Consider the following 14,299-nt stretch of genomic DNA (forward strand, 5'->3'; position numbering starts at 1 on the left):
CCTACGCCCCTCCGGAGCGTCCGGCGAGCAGCCCGCGCTTCTGCAGAGCGATCGAGCGGGTGGAGTCGTCCGCGGCGAAGCGCGGCACGGTGCCCGGCTCGTCGGCCAGTCCGAAGCCGTGCTCGATGCTCCAGCTCACCCAGACCTGCGCGCCCTCGCCGACGACCGGCCCGAAGACCATGTTCTGGGCGAAGACGACGATCGGGCCGAGCGTCGGGATCTCGATCGTGTACTGCGTGCTGACGCCGCTGAAGGAGACGTCGACGACGCGCCCCGGGCCCAGCACGTTGCGGTCCGGCGAGTCGGCCGGCGCCTCGGTGAGCAGCTGGAGCTTCTCGGGGCGGACGCCGATCGTCATCTCGCCGGACTCGCGGGCCGCACGGGCGGTCGGCACGACGATCCGGGCGTCGCCGGCCGCGACGATCAGCGCGGTGCCGGTCGAGGCGACGACCTCGCCGGTGAAGAGGTTCGACTGGCCGAGGAAGTTGGCGACGAAGACGGTCCGCGGGAGCTCGTAGAGCGCCTCGGGGGCGCCCATCTGCTCGATCCGGCCCTTGTTCATCACCGCGACGGTGTCGGCCATGGTCATGGCCTCCTCCTGGTCGTGCGTGACGTGCAGGAAGGTGAGGCCGACCTCCTCCTGGATCGACTTCAGCTCGAGCTGCATCTGCCGGCGGAGCTTGAGGTCGAGCGCGCCGAGGGGCTCGTCGAGGAGCAGGAGCGCGGGCCGGTTGACGATCGCGCGTGCGAGGGCGACCCGCTGCTGCTGACCGCCGGAGAGCTGGGCCGGGCGGCGCTGGGCCAGGTGGTCGAGCTCGACCAGCCGGAGCGCCTCGTGCGCCTTGCCGACCGGGTCGTCGATCCGACGGCGCTTGAGGCCGAAGGCGACGTTCTCGAGGATCGACATGTGCGGGAACAGCGCGTAGGACTGGAAGACCGTGTTCACCGGGCGCTGGAACGTCTTGGTGGCCGTGACGTCCTTCCCGCCGATCAGGATCCGGCCGGCGCTGGGCTCCTCGAGGCCCGCGACGAGCCGCAGCGTGGTCGTCTTCCCGCAGCCGGAGGGCCCGAGGAGGGCGAAGAAGGATCCCGCGGGGATGGTGAGATCCAGCGAGTCGATGGCGGTGAAGCCCGGGTACTGCTTGCTGATCCCGACCAGTTCGAGGTCGGCGCCGCGCTCGGCGAAGGTTCCCATCGCCATCAGATGCCCAGCAGCACTTTCTGGAACTCGGCCTGGTAGTCCTTCTCCTCGTCCGCGGTGAGCGTCCGGAAGATGTGGGACTGCGCGAGCGTGTCCTCGTCGGGGAAGATCAGCTGGTTCTCGGCCAGCTCCGGGTCGATGCTCTCCATGGCGTCCTTCGCTCCGTCGACGGGGGTGATGTAGTTGACCCAGGCGGCCACCTCGGCGGCGACCTCCGGCTCGTAGTAGTAGTTCATCAGCGCTTCGGCATTGGCCTTGCGCTGCGAGCCCATCGGCACGACGAAGGTGTCGTTCCACAGGGTGCCGCCCGAGTCGGGGAGCGCGAACTCCCACTTGTCGCCCGCCTCGGTGTTGATCAGGGTGATGTCGCCCGACCAGCAGATCGCCGCGAGGGTGTCCTCGTTCTGCAGGTCGTTCAGGTAGGCGTTGCCCTTGATGTTGCGGATCTGGCCCTCGTCGACCTGCTTGCGGAAGACGTCGATGGCGTTCATGTACTCGTCGTCACCCCAGACCCCGGCGATGTCGGTGCCCTGGGAGAGCATGATCAGCCCGATGGTGTCGCGCATCTCGCTGAGCACGCCGACCCGCCCGCGCAGAGCCGGGTCCCACAGGTCGTCCACGCTGGCCAGGCCGTTCGGGAGCTTCTCCTTGTTCCAGCAGATCCCGGCGAAGCCGGCCTGGAACGGGAGGGAGCGGTGACGTCCGGGGTCGAAGTCCGGATTCGCGAGCGAGGGGGTGAGGTTGACGATGTTCGGGATGTTCGCGTGGTCGAGCTCCTGGATGTAGCCGCGCCGGGCCAGCCGGGAGACCATCCACTCGGTCAGGCAGACGGTGTCGGCGCCGATGTACTGGCCCAGCGCGAGCTGGTCCTTGACCTTGCCGTAGTAGGAGTTGTTGTCGTCGACCGCGACGTTGTAGGTGACGGAGATGCCGGTCTGCTCCTCGAACGCCGTCAGCGTCGGGTAGCCGCCGTCGTCGTCCTCGTCGAGGTAGGCGGGCCAGTTGTCCCAGACGAGGCGCGGGTCGGCGGCGGAGTCGTCGACGGCGGCGGTCGGCGCGGCGCGGGAGACCGGGGCGCAGGCGGCGAGCGCCAGCGCTCCGACCCCGAGACCGAGACCGCCCAGGACGGCGCGTCGGGAGAGCATCGCGCGCCGCTCCCGCTCGCGGGAGCGCGCGACGGCGATGGCCTCGCGGAGTACGGGGTCCCTCGGGAGAGGACGGGTCATGGCTGCGGCTCCTGACTGCGTCGGTGCTCGGGCCCACCGGCGTGAACGTGGGGAAATACTGGCACAGTGCTCGGACGTCTGTCGATGACGGACCGACGAGATCCGCCATCTGGAAACATGATCGTCACGAAATCCGCGTTCCGGACGCGCATCGACCGCGGATTCCTCCCGTTCAGCGGGTTCCCGCGTCCGGCCAGCGGGCCCGGCGGAGACGACCGTCCGCCTCCAGCAGGACCCGCTCCCCGGTGCAGAGGGGTGCCGGTGGAAGCGGACCCAGCACGACCCGCGCCTCGCCCACCGGCACCTCGAGCACCACGGGGGCGACCGCGCGGAGCCTGCTGAGGAGCACTCTGGCGGCCGACCACTCCACGACCGTTCCGAGGATCGCGACGCCGGGCTCGTGCACCGTGCCCGCGACGTCGCCGACCAGGACCGCCGGGATCCGCGCCGAAGCGAGCCTCGCCCGCAGCGCCCCCGGCCGGTTCGTCAGGACAGCGAACGGCTGCGCTCCCGTCGGGACGACCGGCACGGTGGCACGAGGCCGCACCGGGGCTGACGGCGGCGGCGCGAAGACCTGCAGCCGCTCCCCGCGCCACCAGCCGCCACCCGGAGGGAGATCGCCGCGGTACGGCTCGCCGTGCAGCGCGAGCAGCTGGTGCTCCTGGCGGTGCGCGGCTCGCAGCAGCAGCACGTCGTCGAAGGCGTCGCGGAGCGCGGCCAGGCCGTCCGTCACCCGGCGGGCGGTGACGACGATCGACTCGCCGTCGGAGCGGAGCGCGGTCTGCAGGGCATCGAGGAGCCGACGGCGCTCGTCGTCGCTGCAGCGCCGCAGCAGGAGATCGAGGTCGTCGAGCAGGAGCGGACCGCTCGGCCCCTCACCGTCGACGACCGCGTCCCAGGCCTCCTCGGCGTCGAGCGGGCCGACGATGCGGGCGCCGTCGAGCTGCGCTGCGATCGTCCGGAGCGCACCGCTCCGGCCGGAGCCCGCCGCACCGAGGACGAGGAGGGAGCGGCGATCGAGGTGGACGACGTCCTGCCGCTGCTCGACGGGGCGGTCGACGAGTCCGAGTGCGACGACACCCGGTCGCCGCCGCTCCGGCGGCAACGGGACCCGGGCCGGCAGCGGGTCGAGCCACGGCCGGTGGACGGCGGCGTCCCCGCCGCCCCTGCGGACCACCGCGGCGATGTCGGCCTCGCGCGCGAGTGCCGCCTGGACGATCCGCCCGCGTCCGCCGATCGACACGACGCACCGGCCGGCGACGCCGTGCGGGATGCGGGCGGCGGCGTCCGAGCCGATCAGCGCCCGGGAGTCGGCGGCGTCGTGCACCCGGAGCGCGATCCTCAGTCCGCAGTTCGCCGCGACCGCGTCGCGGACGACGCCGACGGGGCGCTGCGTGCAGAGCACGAGGTGGAGGCCGAGCGAGCGGCCGCGCGCGGCGATGTCGGCGAAGGTGCGGTGCAGCTCCGGAGCGCGCTCGAGAACGACCGCGCACTCGTCGACCACGATCAGCAGCCGCGCGAGCACACCGGGCGGCAACCGGGCGACGTCGGGAACGCCGTGCTCGGCGAGGACCACCTCGCGCCGGCGCAGCTCGGCCGCGATGCTGGCGAAGGCGCGGACCGCGCCCTCGGGATCCAGATCGGTGATCACACCGGTCACGTGCGGCAGCCGCCGGAGTGCGCCGAACCCTGCACCGCCCTTGAAGTCGGCGAGCAGGAACGTCACGGCCGAGGGCGGGTACCGGCCCGCCAGCGCCACCACCCACGCGATGAGGAGCTCGCTCTTCCCGCTCCCCGTGGTCCCGCCGACGACGGCGTGCGGCCCGTCGCGGACCAGATCGATCTCGGCCGGGCCGTCCGCGGTCCGCCCGAGCAGCACCGGCAGCCCTCCCCCGCCGTCGTTCCGGGCCGGTCCGCCGAGCTCGGAGAGCAGGACGGACTCCGGCAGCTCCTCCGCTCCCGGGCCGTTCGCCGCGGCGAGGGACTCGGAGTAACCGCGCGCCTGCTCGGCGGAGACGTAGTCGGCGATCAGCGGCTCCGTCACGCCGGCTCCGGAGCGGCCGACCACGCTCGCGGGAGCCGCGCCGCCGACCTGCACGATGCAGCGGCACCGCTTCGGCAGCTCGTCCGCACTGCCGGCCAGCGCGATCACGGCGTCGGCGTCGCTCGCTCCGTCCTCCTCGAGGACCGCGAGAGCCAGCGGCGCGGCGACCGCCCGGGTGTGCGGCAGGGCGCGGAGGCAGTTCCACGCCGCTCCGCCCGGCAGCTCGATGCGGAGGGAGCCGGGCGCCACGAGCTCTGCCACCTGCACCAGGAGCCCGCGCACCAGCGCCCGGGCGAGGACCGGCGGTCCGACGACGCCGACCCCCGAGGAGAGCGCCACCGGCAGCGGAGCCCCGCCGTCCGCGGAGTCCTCCGCCGGTGCAGGCCCCCGCCCGAGCACGATCTCCAGCCCCGCGGCGGCGCGCCGCCAGCGGGCGTCCACCGGCACCCGGTGCTCGAGGACGTCGAGCGGGCGGGGCGACGCGCGGCGCAGCGCGGCGAGCTCCTCCGCACGCGCCAGCGCCGTCTCCGCGGTGTAGGCGGTGAGCTCCCGCGCATAGCGCTCGCCCTCTCGACGAGCGGTCCGGCGGCGGAGACGGCGCGTGTCGAGGAAGGACGCGACCGCGACGACCGGCCCGAGCGCGGCGAGAGCCAGCGTGTACGGCGACGACGTCAGCGCGTAGAGCACGAGCGACGTCAGCACCGGGGCCAGCGCCGCGATCCACGGGAACGACGGCCGCGGTGGCACGGTCGGCGGAGTCGGCGGCAGGAGCCGCGCTCGGGGGTGCTGCATCGTCATGCGACCAGCGAAGCGGACGCCCGTGCCGCGTGGCGGGTCAGCGCGTGATCGGTGGACGGTTCGACGCTGTGGAGGAGCCCTCGACCCGCTCGACCGCCATCTCGACGGAGGACAGCAGCAGCCGGCTGCCGATCTTCGCGCGGTAGCGGCGGCCCGCCTCGAGCGGGAGCGGAGCCTGCGTGGGGGCGACCAGCACGGAGCCGTTCGCCGACCAGCGGTCGCTGACCCACAGCCCGCCCTCGTCGAAGCCGAACTCGAGGTGCGTCTTGGACAGCGAGCGCGTCGGGTCGGGCACGGCGAGGATGTGCCGGAAGGTCTCACCCGCGTCCGGCAGCGGCTGGCGGCCGATGAGACCGTTGCCGGTGACGATGGCGTGCTGGCCGGAGGCGAAGATCAACCGCACGAGTCCCTGACTCGGCGGCGCCATCGGCGCTCCGGGAGCCGGCCGCCGGTGCCGACCCGGCGCGAGGCCCGGCAGCCAGGCGCGGCGGGAGGGATCGAGGACGGTCGTGTCACCGGAGGAGGCGGGGCGGGACGCGCCCGGAGTCGCGTGCGAGGCCACCGAGGTGCCGCACTCTCCGCAGAGGATCGCCCCGGGAGCGAGGGTGGAGCCACACGTGCTGCAGATCACCGAGACCACCCCTCCTCGTGCCATGGTACCCGGGGTGCTGCCGTGCCTCCCGGGTGCTCGATCAGTCGCCGTCCCCGGTGACGGCGAGCACGTCGACGACGATGACCGTCACGTTGTCGCGACCGCCGTTGCCGAGCGCGGCCTCGACCAGTTCGTCCGCCGCGTCCTGGGCGGTCGCCGCGGTGGAGAGCACGTGCTCGAGACCCGCGTCGGTGAGCTCCTTGGTCAGCCCGTCGGAGCAGACGAGCAGCCGCGACGGCGCGATCACGGGGACGAGGCGGTAGTCGGGGATGGGCGGCTCGTGGAAGCCGACCGCCCGGGTGATCACGTTGCTGTGCGGATGCACGTCCGCCTCGTCGCGCGTGATGACCCCGGCGTCGACGAGCTCCTGGACGATCGAGTGGTCGACGGTCAGCTGGACCAGCGCCCCTTGGACGCAGAGGTAGACGCGCGAGTCGCCGATGTTGAAGACCGACCAGTAGGGCTCGCCGCCCACGACCGTCAGCGCGGCGCCGGTCACGGTGGTGCCGGTGCCGCCGTCGGCGGTCTGCGACTGCCGGGCGATGTCGTCGACGGCCTCGCGGAGCGCGCGGTCGATCTCCTCCGCCCCGACCGTCGCGCCGGTCGCGGCGAGCGAGAGCCGGGACACGACGGCGTCGCTGGCCACCTCGCCGGCCGCATGGCCGCCCATCCCGTCGGCGACGGCGAAGAGGGGCGTCTTCGCCAGGTAGCTGTCCTCGTTCGCGCTCCGGACGAGGCCGACCTCGGTGCGCGCGGCCCAGCCGAGCGTCACCTCCGCGGAGGGCGTGTCCGAGGACCAGGCCGAGACGGGGACGGTCACCGACGCTCGGCTGCGGCCGATCTGCGTCATCGCGTCTCCTCGCGTCCGCCGGCCCCGCGCGTGCGGGCCGATCCCTCCGATGCTATCGGCTGCGGGGGCGCCTCAGACGTCCGGTCGGCAGCGGTGCCGAGCACCGCGCGGTGCACCGGAGCAGCCCGCGCACCTGGAGAGGAGAGCGCTCGCAGCACGGTGGATTCCGTCGTCCCGACAGGCCTGAGGATGCGGATTCACTTGCCGGGCCCCGCCCGGGCTGCCAGAATCATCGCATGAGCCCCTCCCGCCCTCCTGCCTCGCGCCCGCTCCAGCTCGACGACGTCTCCAAGGCGATCATCGAGCAGCTGCAGGCCGACGGCCGGCGCTCCTACGCCGAGATCGGCAAGGCGGTCGGGCTGAGCGAGGCGGCGGTCCGCCAGCGGGTGCAGAAGCTGACCGAGTCGGGCGTGATGCAGATCGTCGCCGTCACGGATCCGATGCAGCTCGGCTTCTACCGCCAGGCGATGATCGGGGTTCGCGTGACGGGTGACACACGGGTGGTGGCGGACAGCCTCGCGGCGATCCCGGCCGTCGACTACGTCGTGCTGACGGCGGGCACCTTCGACATCCTCGCCGAGGTCGTCTGCGAGAACGACGACGACCTGATCGCCCTGCTCAACCAGGAGATCCGCTCGCTCCCGGGGGTCCTCTCCACCGAGACCTTCGTCTATCTGAAACTCCACAAGCAGTTCTACAACTGGGGAACGCGGTAACCGATGACCACAGAGACAGCCTTCTCGAGCCAGGGCCTCGCGTCCGGCGATCCGGTGAAGGGCGAGGACGCCCCGGCCGGGTTCGACGACGCGGCGCTGCAGAAGAAGGCCAAGGACCACCTCTGGATGCACTTCACCCGGCAGTCGGTGATGGACTCCGGAGCCGGAGTGCCCATCATCACCCGGGGCGAGGGCCACCACATCTGGGACAGCACGGGTCGCAAGTACTTCGACGGGCTCTCCGGGCTCTTCGTCGTCAACGCGGGCCACGGCCGACGGCGGCTCGCGGAGGCGGCTGCCAAGCAGGCGTCCGAGCTCTCGTTCTTCCCGCTCTGGTCGTACGCGACCCCGTCGGCGATCGAGCTCGCCGACCGCCTCGCCGACCACGCCCCGGGCGACCTCGACCGCGTGTTCTTCTCCACCGGCGGCGGCGAGGCCGTCGAGACCGCCTTCAAGCTGGCCAAGCACTTCTGGAAGCTGCAGGGCAAGCCGGGCAAGCACAAGGTGATCTCGCGCTCGGTGGCCTATCACGGCACCCCGCAGGGCGCGCTGGCGATCACCGGCATCCCGGCGATGAAGGCGATGTTCGAGCCGATCGTCCCCGGTGGCTTCCGCGTGCCGAACACCAACTTCTACCGCGCACCCCAGCACGGCGACGACCTGGAGGCCTTCGGCGTCTGGGCCGCCGACCGCATCGAGGAGATGATCGAGTTCGAGGGCCCCGAGACGGTCGCCGCGGTCTTCCTGGAGCCGGTGCAGAACTCGGGCGGCTGCTTCCCGCCGCCGCCCGGCTACTTCCAGCGGGTGCGCGAGATCTGCGACCGGCACGACGTGCTCCTCGTCTCGGACGAGGTGATCTGCGCCTTCGGGCGGATCGGGCACATGTTCGCCTGCGACGAGTACGGCTACGTGCCCGACATGATCACCTGCGCGAAGGGCATGACCAGCGGGTACTCCCCCATCGGCGCGACCATCGTCAGCGACCGCATCTACGAGCCCTTCCGGCACGGCGAGGTCTCCTTCCCGCACGGCTACACCTTCGGCGGCCATCCGGTCTCCGCTGCGGTCGCGCTGGAGAACCTCGACATCTTCGAGGAGGAGAAGCTCAACGAGAACGTGCGCGAGAACTCGCCGCTGTTCCGCTCCACGCTCGAGAAGCTGCTCGACCTGCCGATCGTCGGCGACGTCCGCGGCGCGGGCTACTTCTTCGGGATCGAGCTGGTCAAGGACAAGACGACGAAGGAGACCTTCGACGCGGAGGAGTCGGAGCGCCTGCTCCGCGGCTTCCTCTCGAAGGCGCTGTTCGACGCCGGGCTGTACTGCCGGGCCGACGACCGCGGCGACCCCGTCGTGCAGCTCGCACCGCCCCTGACGATCGGGCCGAAGGAGTTCGACGAGATCGAGCAGATCCTCCGCTCGGTCCTGACGGAGGCCTGGGCCCGCCTCTGAGCGGTGTGCGCGCCGCCCGCACGAGCGGCGGCGCGCACGAGCGTCCCTCACGCGGCGCGACGACCGTCGACGGCCCCCGCGCACCGCTCGCCGTGGTCCAGGGCTGCGACGAGGATCCGCGCCTCGTGGTGGTGCGGGTCGAGCCGGACCGCCTCGCGTGCGAGGATCACGGCCGACGACGCCAGCCCCGACCACCAGTGCAGTGTCGCGAGCAGGACCAGCAGCGCGGTCCGCTCGGTCGCCGGGGCAGCCGCCGCCACCTGAGCGACCAGCTCGAGGACGGACGTCGCGGCGACGCGGCCGGGAGAGGCGAGGAGCTCCATCGCCCGCTCCCGCCAGTCGCGTCGCTGTGCGCAGACGATGAGCACGGCGAGGGCTCGGGTCCGCGGCTGCCAGGGACGGCCCGCTGCCGCGCGCAGCAGGAGGGACTCGGCGTCGGCCGCGAGTGCGTCGGGGAGACGCGCGCTCGGGTGCCTGTCGAGGAGCGCGTCGACCTCTGCGGCGACCGCCAGCGCCTCCCCTCGGTCGACGACGGGCAGGAGCGCGGCCGGCGCGGCGTCCTCGGGCGTCGCGCCGCGCGGGGAGCCGCCGCTGCGCGGCACCGGCCGTCGAGGGTCGGCGGTGACCAGCACCTCGACGGGGAGTCCGATGCCCTGCGCCCGGGTGCTCAGCGCAGCGACGAGCGCGTCTGCATGTGGCGCACGTCCACTGCCGGTGACGAGCACGATCATCAGGCGCTCCACGCGACCGAAGCGCCCGAGCGCCCCGATCCAGGCCCGGGCGGCTCGTGCGGGATCACCGGCCGCCAGGTCGAAGCGGAGCGCACCCGTGGGCGCGCCGTCCCGCAGCGGGACGAGCACGACGCTCTCCTGCGGCGAGTGACCGAGGAGGCGCGGTATCGCGGCGAGCACGGCGCGGTGGTCGAGGGAGCGGATCGGAGGCGATGAAGTGAGTGTCATGCGGCAACGGTGGCGCCCTCGGCGTCGCTCCGGAGCGGGACCCGGAGCGGTCGGAAGACAGATCGCCGGATCGTCACCTGTGGAGGAACGCCGTCGCCTGCGCACCCGCTCGTCGAGCGGCGCCGCGGGAGCCTGCAGTGGGTTGATCTCCTAAGAAAGATTACCTAGTACGTATGGGGGAACCATGCTGATCGAGTAGCCCGCGGAGCGGGCGTATCGAGATCCACCACCGTCAGAACGCGAGTCTGCAGACCCGCCCAGCTGGTGACGGCGGGTCTCGATACGCCCCTGCGGGGCTACTCGACCAGCCTGACGCGGCGCAGCCGCGTCCTTTCCCTCACCGCAGAGACGCGAAGCGGCTTCCGCGCTCGACGCGCCCTCTGCGCGGGCTACTCGATCAGCATGGAGCGCTCGGCGCTCCATAGCCTCAGCTGGAAGCGCCTCCTCCCTGCGGGTCGAGTAGACCCGCAGGGGCGTATCGAGACCCGCCCACCGTCGGCACGGTGGGACTGCGGGGTCGGTGGATCGCGACGCGCCCGCTGCGTCCTCCACAGGCGGCCGAGCCTCGCAGCCGTCCACCGATGTCCGATTCCCGCCGGTCGGCTCTCCGTGCCGCGGATACTCTCGTGGCATGAGAACGACTCCCCTGCACGTGCGCCGCACCGTCAGCCCCCTCGGCCGGATCGAGGTCGGCAGCGACGGCGAGTCGATCGTCTCGCTCGCGATCGAGAACGGCGGCACCCTCCCGCACGACCACCTGCCCGACAGCGCGCTCCCCGTCCTCTGCAGCGCGGTCGAGCAGCTCGACGCCTACTTCGCCGGCGAGCGGCGCACCTTCGACCTGCCGCTGCTGCTGCGCGGCACGCCTTTCCAACTCGAGATCTGGGGAGCGCTGCAGGGCATCGGCTTCGGCGAGATCACCTCCTACGGCGCCCTCGGGCAGGCGACGGGACGGCTCCGCTCCGGCCGGCCCATCGGCGGCGCCGTCGGCGCGAACCCGATCCCGATCCTCGTCGGCTGCCACCGCGTGCTCGCCGGAGACGGCCGGATCACGGGCTTCAGTGCCGGCGAGGGTGTCGCGACCAAGGCCTGGCTGCTCGATCACGAGGGGATCGCCCACCGATGACCGCCGAGGACGGACTGATCACCGGCGCGGACGGCACCGTCCGGTGCGCCTGGAGCGGCGACGACGTCGAGTACCGCCGCTACCACGACGAGGAGTGGGGCGTCCCCCTGCACGGCGACCGCCCGCTCTTCGAGAAGATCTGCCTCGAGGGCTTCCAGGCCGGGCTCTCCTGGATCACGATCCTCCGCAAGCGGCCGCGGTTCCGAGAGGTCTTCCACGACTTCGATCTCGACGCCGTCGCGGCGATGGATGCGGACGACGTCGACCGCCTGATGGACGACGCCGGCATCATCCGCAGCCGCCCCAAGATCCTCGCGACCATCGGCAACGCGCAGGCGGCCCTCGCCCTATGCGAGCGCGACGGCGACGGTGCGCTGGACCGCCTGGTCTGGTCGTTCCAGGAGGAGGCGCCACTCGGCCGCGTCGTCCGCCCCGCCGACGTCCCCACTTCGACCCCGGCCTCCCTGGCGCTCTCCAAGGCGCTGCGCAAAGCCGGCTTCCGCTTCGTCGGAGCGACGACCATGTACGCCCTGCTGCAGTCGGCCGGTGTCGTCGACGACCACCTCACCGGCTGCTTCCGCGCCCGCTCCTGACGCTCAGGCCGAGGGCACCACGAGGTCCAGCTCGCCGCTGTCGTCGTTCGGCGCCAGCTCGAAACCGCGGGACGCCGCCCACTCGACCAGCTCGGGGAGGGAGTCGGTCTCGACCCCGTCCTCCGCGAGCGCGCGGACGAAGAGGCCCTTGCCCTGCTTGTTGAAGTGGTTGAGGTTCCGCAGCTGCCCCGACGCGTCGCGGGATCGCACGCGGACGAAGAACCGCCCCTCCCCCGGCTGCAGCGGACCGAGCGCCGCGTAGGACTCGCTCCGAAGGTCCAGGACGAGTCCCTCGAGCGCAGACAGCTCCCGCCCCGCCTCGGCCGCCCACCAGCGCTTCAGCGGCAGGCCGGGGATCCGTGAGTCGTGCGACAGGCGGTAGGCGGGGATGCCGTCGAGCCCGCGGACGGGACCCCACAGCGCCGACTGCACCACGACGATCCGACCGAGGACGCCGCGAGCCCCGGGCGGGAGCGACGCCGCGTCGAGCGCGTCGAAGAGCACGCCGTCGAAGCGGTCCACCGCGGGCATCGCCGGAGCAGTCGGCAGGGCCGCGTTCCGCTCGATCTCGCCGAGCTGCCGGGGGCTGAGCTTCAAGGCTCGGGCGGAGGCGTCAGGATCGCCCGCGAGCGCGACCAGCGCCTCGCGCAGCGCCACGCGACGCTCGGTGAGCACCGGGAACGCCAGCTCCTCGACCCGGAACTCGGCCGAGCCGCCGTCGCGCTTGGTCTCGGACGGGGGAAGCAGGACGTGCACGAGGCTCCTCGGGAGGGACGGCGCGCCCGGAGGCACGCGGAGGACGCGCGGCGCCACTGCACCACGCACGACGGAGGGGCCGGGCGATCGCGATGATCACCCGGCCCCTCCGGTCACCGCTCGAGGCGGCGGGTCGTCAGACCAGCGCGGCCTCCCGGGCCACGACGGTGACGACGTCGTTCTCGACGGACAGGAAGCCGTCGTCCGCCTGCGCGGTGATCCGGCTGCCGTCGGCGGCCGTGACGCGCACCTCACCCGAGGCGAGGATCGCGAGCATCGGCTCGTGACCGACCAGGATGCCGATCTCGCCCTCGACCGTGCGGGCGGAGATCTGCTTCGCCTCGCCCGACCAGACCTCCGCGTTCGCGGAGACGACGCTGACCTTCAGGGTTCCGGCCATGATCAGCCGTTCTCCTTCTGGATCTGAGCCCACTTCTCCTCGACGTCCGTGATCGGGCCGACGTTGAAGAACGCCTGCTCGGCCACGTGGTCGAACTCGCCGCGGGCGATCGCGTCGAACGACTCGATCGTGTCCTTCAGCGGGACGGTCGAGCCCTCGACACCGGTGAACTTCTTCGCCATGTAGGTGTTCTGCGAGAGGAACTGCTGGATCCGGCGCGCACGCGACACCGTGATCTTGTCCTCCTCGGAGAGCTCGTCGACACCGAGGATCGCGATGATCTCCTGCAGCTCCTTGTTCTTCTGCAGGATCTGCTTGACGTTCGTCGCCACGCGGTAGTGGTCGGCACCCAGGTAGCGGGGGTCGAGGATGCGCGAGGTCGAGGTCAGCGGGTCGACGGCCGGGTAGAGGCCCTTCGACGCGATCTCCCGGGAGAGCTCGGTCGTCGCGTCGAGGTGCGCGAACGTGGTGGCCGGCGCCGGGTCGGTGTAGTCGTCGGCGGGGACGTAGATCGCCTGCAGCGAGGTGATCGAGTGTCCGCGCGTCGAGGTGATGCGCTCCTGGAGCACGCCCATCTCGTCGGCGAGGTTCGGCTGGTAGCCCACCGCGGAGGGCATCCGGCCCAGCAGGGTCGACACCTCCGAGCCGGCCTGCGTGAAGCGGAAGATGTTGTCGATGAAGAGCAGCACGTCCTGCTTCTGCACGTCGCGGAAGTACTCCGCCATCGTCAGCGCGGACAGCGCGACGCGGAGGCGCGTTCCCGGCGGCTCGTCCATCTGGCCGAAGACGAGGGCGGTCTTGTCGAAGACGCCCGCCTCCTCCATCTCGGCGATGAGGTCGTTGCCCTCACGGGTGCGCTCGCCGACACCGGCGAACACGGACACTCCACCGTGGTCCTGCGCGACGCGCTGGATCATCTCCTGGATGAGGACGGTCTTGCCGACGCCCGCTCCGCCGAACAGGCCGATCTTGCCGCCCTGCACGTACGGGGTGAGGAGGTCGATGACCTTGATGCCGGTCTCGAAGAGCTCGGTCTTCGACTCGAGCTGGTCGAACGCCGGGGGCTTGCGGTGGATGGGCCAGCGCTCGGTGATCTCGAACGACTGGCCGTTGATCGTGCCGTCGGCGTCAGCGTTGAGCACCTCGCCGATCACGTTGAAGACCTTGCCCTTGGTCACGTCGCCGACCGGGACCGAGATCGGCAGGCCGGTGTCGTGGACCTCCTGGCCGCGGACGAGTCCGTCGGTCGGGTTGAGCGAGATGGCGCGGACGAGGTCGTCGCCCAGGTGCTGCGCGACCTCGAAGGTCAGCTTGGACGAGACGCCCTCGACCTCGACGTGCGTGTAGAGCGCGTTGTAGACCTCGGGGATCGCGTCGTGGGGGAACTCGATGTCAACGACGGGGCCGGTGACGCGGGCGATACGGCCGACGGCCCCGCCCGGAGTCCCGGTCGCCGCCTCAGGTGCGGTCAGTGTCATTGCTTCTTCCTTCTGTGGTCTCACCGCACCCGGAGGGCGGAGGCTTCGTGT

At 72.0% G+C, this 14,299-nt stretch carries 13 protein-coding genes; 4 read left to right on the plus strand and 9 right to left on the minus strand.

Annotation, left to right across the window (positions count from 1 at the left end):
- Window position 1: 1 nt before the first annotated feature.
- The 5 genes from HQQ86_RS02185 to HQQ86_RS02205 all read right to left on the minus strand — a co-directional run bounded on the left by HQQ86_RS02185 (window position 2) and on the right by HQQ86_RS02205 (window position 6,771).
- Window positions 2-1,201 (minus strand): ABC transporter ATP-binding protein, encoded by a 1,200-nt coding sequence (locus HQQ86_RS02185; RefSeq protein WP_173286102.1) that lies wholly within the window; start codon window positions 1,199-1,201, stop codon window positions 2-4.
- Window positions 1,201-2,427 carry a PotD/PotF family extracellular solute-binding protein gene (locus tag HQQ86_RS02190; protein ID WP_173286104.1) on the minus strand — a complete coding sequence of 409 codons (1,227 nt, stop codon included), beginning with the start codon at window positions 2,425-2,427 and terminating at the stop codon, window positions 1,201-1,203. The genes HQQ86_RS02185 and HQQ86_RS02190 overlap by 1 nt, the downstream gene beginning before the upstream one ends.
- 172 nt (window positions 2,428-2,599) lie before the next feature.
- The gene (locus HQQ86_RS02195) at window positions 2,600-5,269 is read right to left on the minus strand and encodes an FtsK/SpoIIIE domain-containing protein (RefSeq protein ID WP_173286106.1); all 2,670 of its coding nucleotides are present in this window, start codon (window positions 5,267-5,269) and stop codon (window positions 2,600-2,602) included.
- Between the two features lie 37 nt (window positions 5,270-5,306).
- Window positions 5,307-5,900: a hypothetical protein gene (locus HQQ86_RS02200; protein ID WP_173286108.1), complete on the minus strand. Its 594-nt coding sequence runs from the start codon at window positions 5,898-5,900 to the stop codon at window positions 5,307-5,309.
- 61 nt (window positions 5,901-5,961) lie between these two features.
- Window positions 5,962-6,771, minus strand: a complete 810-nt coding sequence (locus HQQ86_RS02205; protein ID WP_173286110.1) for a PP2C family serine/threonine-protein phosphatase — start codon at window positions 6,769-6,771, stop codon at window positions 5,962-5,964.
- Between the two features lie 236 nt (window positions 6,772-7,007).
- Between HQQ86_RS02205 and HQQ86_RS02210 the strand changes: the two genes are divergently transcribed.
- Both HQQ86_RS02210 and HQQ86_RS02215 read left to right on the plus strand, forming a co-directional pair.
- On the plus strand, window positions 7,008-7,487 hold the full coding sequence (locus tag HQQ86_RS02210; protein ID WP_173286112.1) for an Lrp/AsnC family transcriptional regulator: 480 nt from the start codon (window positions 7,008-7,010) through the stop codon (window positions 7,485-7,487).
- Window positions 7,488-7,490: 3 nt separating this feature from the next.
- Entirely contained in the window at window positions 7,491-8,936 is a 1,446-nt protein-coding gene (locus HQQ86_RS02215; protein WP_173286114.1) for an aspartate aminotransferase family protein, read from the plus strand.
- A 47-nt stretch (window positions 8,937-8,983) separates the two neighbouring features.
- Here the strand turns inward: HQQ86_RS02215 and HQQ86_RS02220 are convergent, their stop codons facing one another.
- Window positions 8,984-9,895, minus strand: coding sequence for a DUF4192 family protein (locus tag HQQ86_RS02220; RefSeq protein ID WP_173286116.1), 912 nt, complete (start codon window positions 9,893-9,895; stop codon window positions 8,984-8,986).
- A 631-nt stretch (window positions 9,896-10,526) separates the two neighbouring features.
- Between HQQ86_RS02220 and HQQ86_RS02225 the strand changes: the two genes are divergently transcribed.
- Both HQQ86_RS02225 and HQQ86_RS02230 read left to right on the plus strand, forming a co-directional pair.
- Window positions 10,527-11,021, plus strand: a complete 495-nt coding sequence (locus HQQ86_RS02225; protein WP_173286118.1) for a methylated-DNA--[protein]-cysteine S-methyltransferase — start codon at window positions 10,527-10,529, stop codon at window positions 11,019-11,021.
- Entirely contained in the window at window positions 11,018-11,614 is a 597-nt protein-coding gene (locus tag HQQ86_RS02230; RefSeq protein ID WP_173286120.1) for a DNA-3-methyladenine glycosylase I, read from the plus strand. The genes HQQ86_RS02225 and HQQ86_RS02230 overlap by 4 nt, the downstream gene beginning before the upstream one ends.
- Before the next feature lie 3 nt (window positions 11,615-11,617).
- On the opposite strand, the gene HQQ86_RS02235 is transcribed toward HQQ86_RS02230, so the two are convergent.
- The 3 genes from HQQ86_RS02235 to atpD all read right to left on the minus strand — a co-directional run bounded on the left by HQQ86_RS02235 (window position 11,618) and on the right by atpD (window position 14,248).
- Window positions 11,618-12,370, minus strand: coding sequence for a peroxide stress protein YaaA (locus HQQ86_RS02235; RefSeq protein ID WP_173286123.1), 753 nt, complete (start codon window positions 12,368-12,370; stop codon window positions 11,618-11,620).
- 136 nt (window positions 12,371-12,506) lie between these two features.
- The gene (locus tag HQQ86_RS02240; protein WP_160088413.1) at window positions 12,507-12,770 is read right to left on the minus strand and encodes a F0F1 ATP synthase subunit epsilon; all 264 of its coding nucleotides are present in this window, start codon (window positions 12,768-12,770) and stop codon (window positions 12,507-12,509) included.
- A gap of 2 nt (window positions 12,771-12,772) precedes the next feature.
- A complete protein-coding gene (gene atpD / locus HQQ86_RS02245) occupies window positions 12,773-14,248 on the minus strand; it encodes a F0F1 ATP synthase subunit beta (RefSeq protein WP_123445507.1) in 1,476 nt (491 codons plus the stop codon).
- Window positions 14,249-14,299: the final 51 nt, after the last annotated feature.

It is taken from the genome of Rathayibacter sp. VKM Ac-2857, from assembly GCF_013205025.1.
Taxonomy (GTDB): Bacteria; Actinomycetota; Actinomycetes; order Actinomycetales; family Microbacteriaceae; genus Rathayibacter.

Excerpts from the sequence above, each read along its gene's own strand:
- HQQ86_RS02185 (WP_173286102.1), bottom strand. The coding sequence starts at position 1,201 with ATGGCGATGGGAACCTTCGCCGAGCGCGGCGCCGACCTCGAACTGGTC.
- HQQ86_RS02190 (WP_173286104.1), bottom strand. The coding sequence starts at position 2,427 with ATGACCCGTCCTCTCCCGAGGGACCCCGTACTCCGCGAGGCCATCGCC.
- HQQ86_RS02195 (WP_173286106.1), bottom strand. The coding sequence starts at position 5,269 with ATGACGATGCAGCACCCCCGAGCGCGGCTCCTGCCGCCGACTCCGCCG.
- HQQ86_RS02205 (WP_173286110.1), bottom strand. The coding sequence starts at position 6,771 with ATGACGCAGATCGGCCGCAGCCGAGCGTCGGTGACCGTCCCCGTCTCG.
- HQQ86_RS02210 (WP_173286112.1), top strand. The coding sequence starts at position 7,008 with ATGAGCCCCTCCCGCCCTCCTGCCTCGCGCCCGCTCCAGCTCGACGAC.
- HQQ86_RS02215 (WP_173286114.1), top strand. The coding sequence starts at position 7,491 with ATGACCACAGAGACAGCCTTCTCGAGCCAGGGCCTCGCGTCCGGCGAT.
- HQQ86_RS02220 (WP_173286116.1), bottom strand. The coding sequence starts at position 9,895 with ATGACACTCACTTCATCGCCTCCGATCCGCTCCCTCGACCACCGCGCC.
- HQQ86_RS02225 (WP_173286118.1), top strand. The coding sequence starts at position 10,527 with ATGAGAACGACTCCCCTGCACGTGCGCCGCACCGTCAGCCCCCTCGGC.
- HQQ86_RS02230 (WP_173286120.1), top strand. The coding sequence starts at position 11,018 with ATGACCGCCGAGGACGGACTGATCACCGGCGCGGACGGCACCGTCCGG.
- HQQ86_RS02240 (WP_160088413.1), bottom strand. The coding sequence starts at position 12,770 with ATGGCCGGAACCCTGAAGGTCAGCGTCGTCTCCGCGAACGCGGAGGTC.
- atpD (WP_123445507.1), bottom strand. The coding sequence starts at position 14,248 with ATGACACTGACCGCACCTGAGGCGGCGACCGGGACTCCGGGCGGGGCC.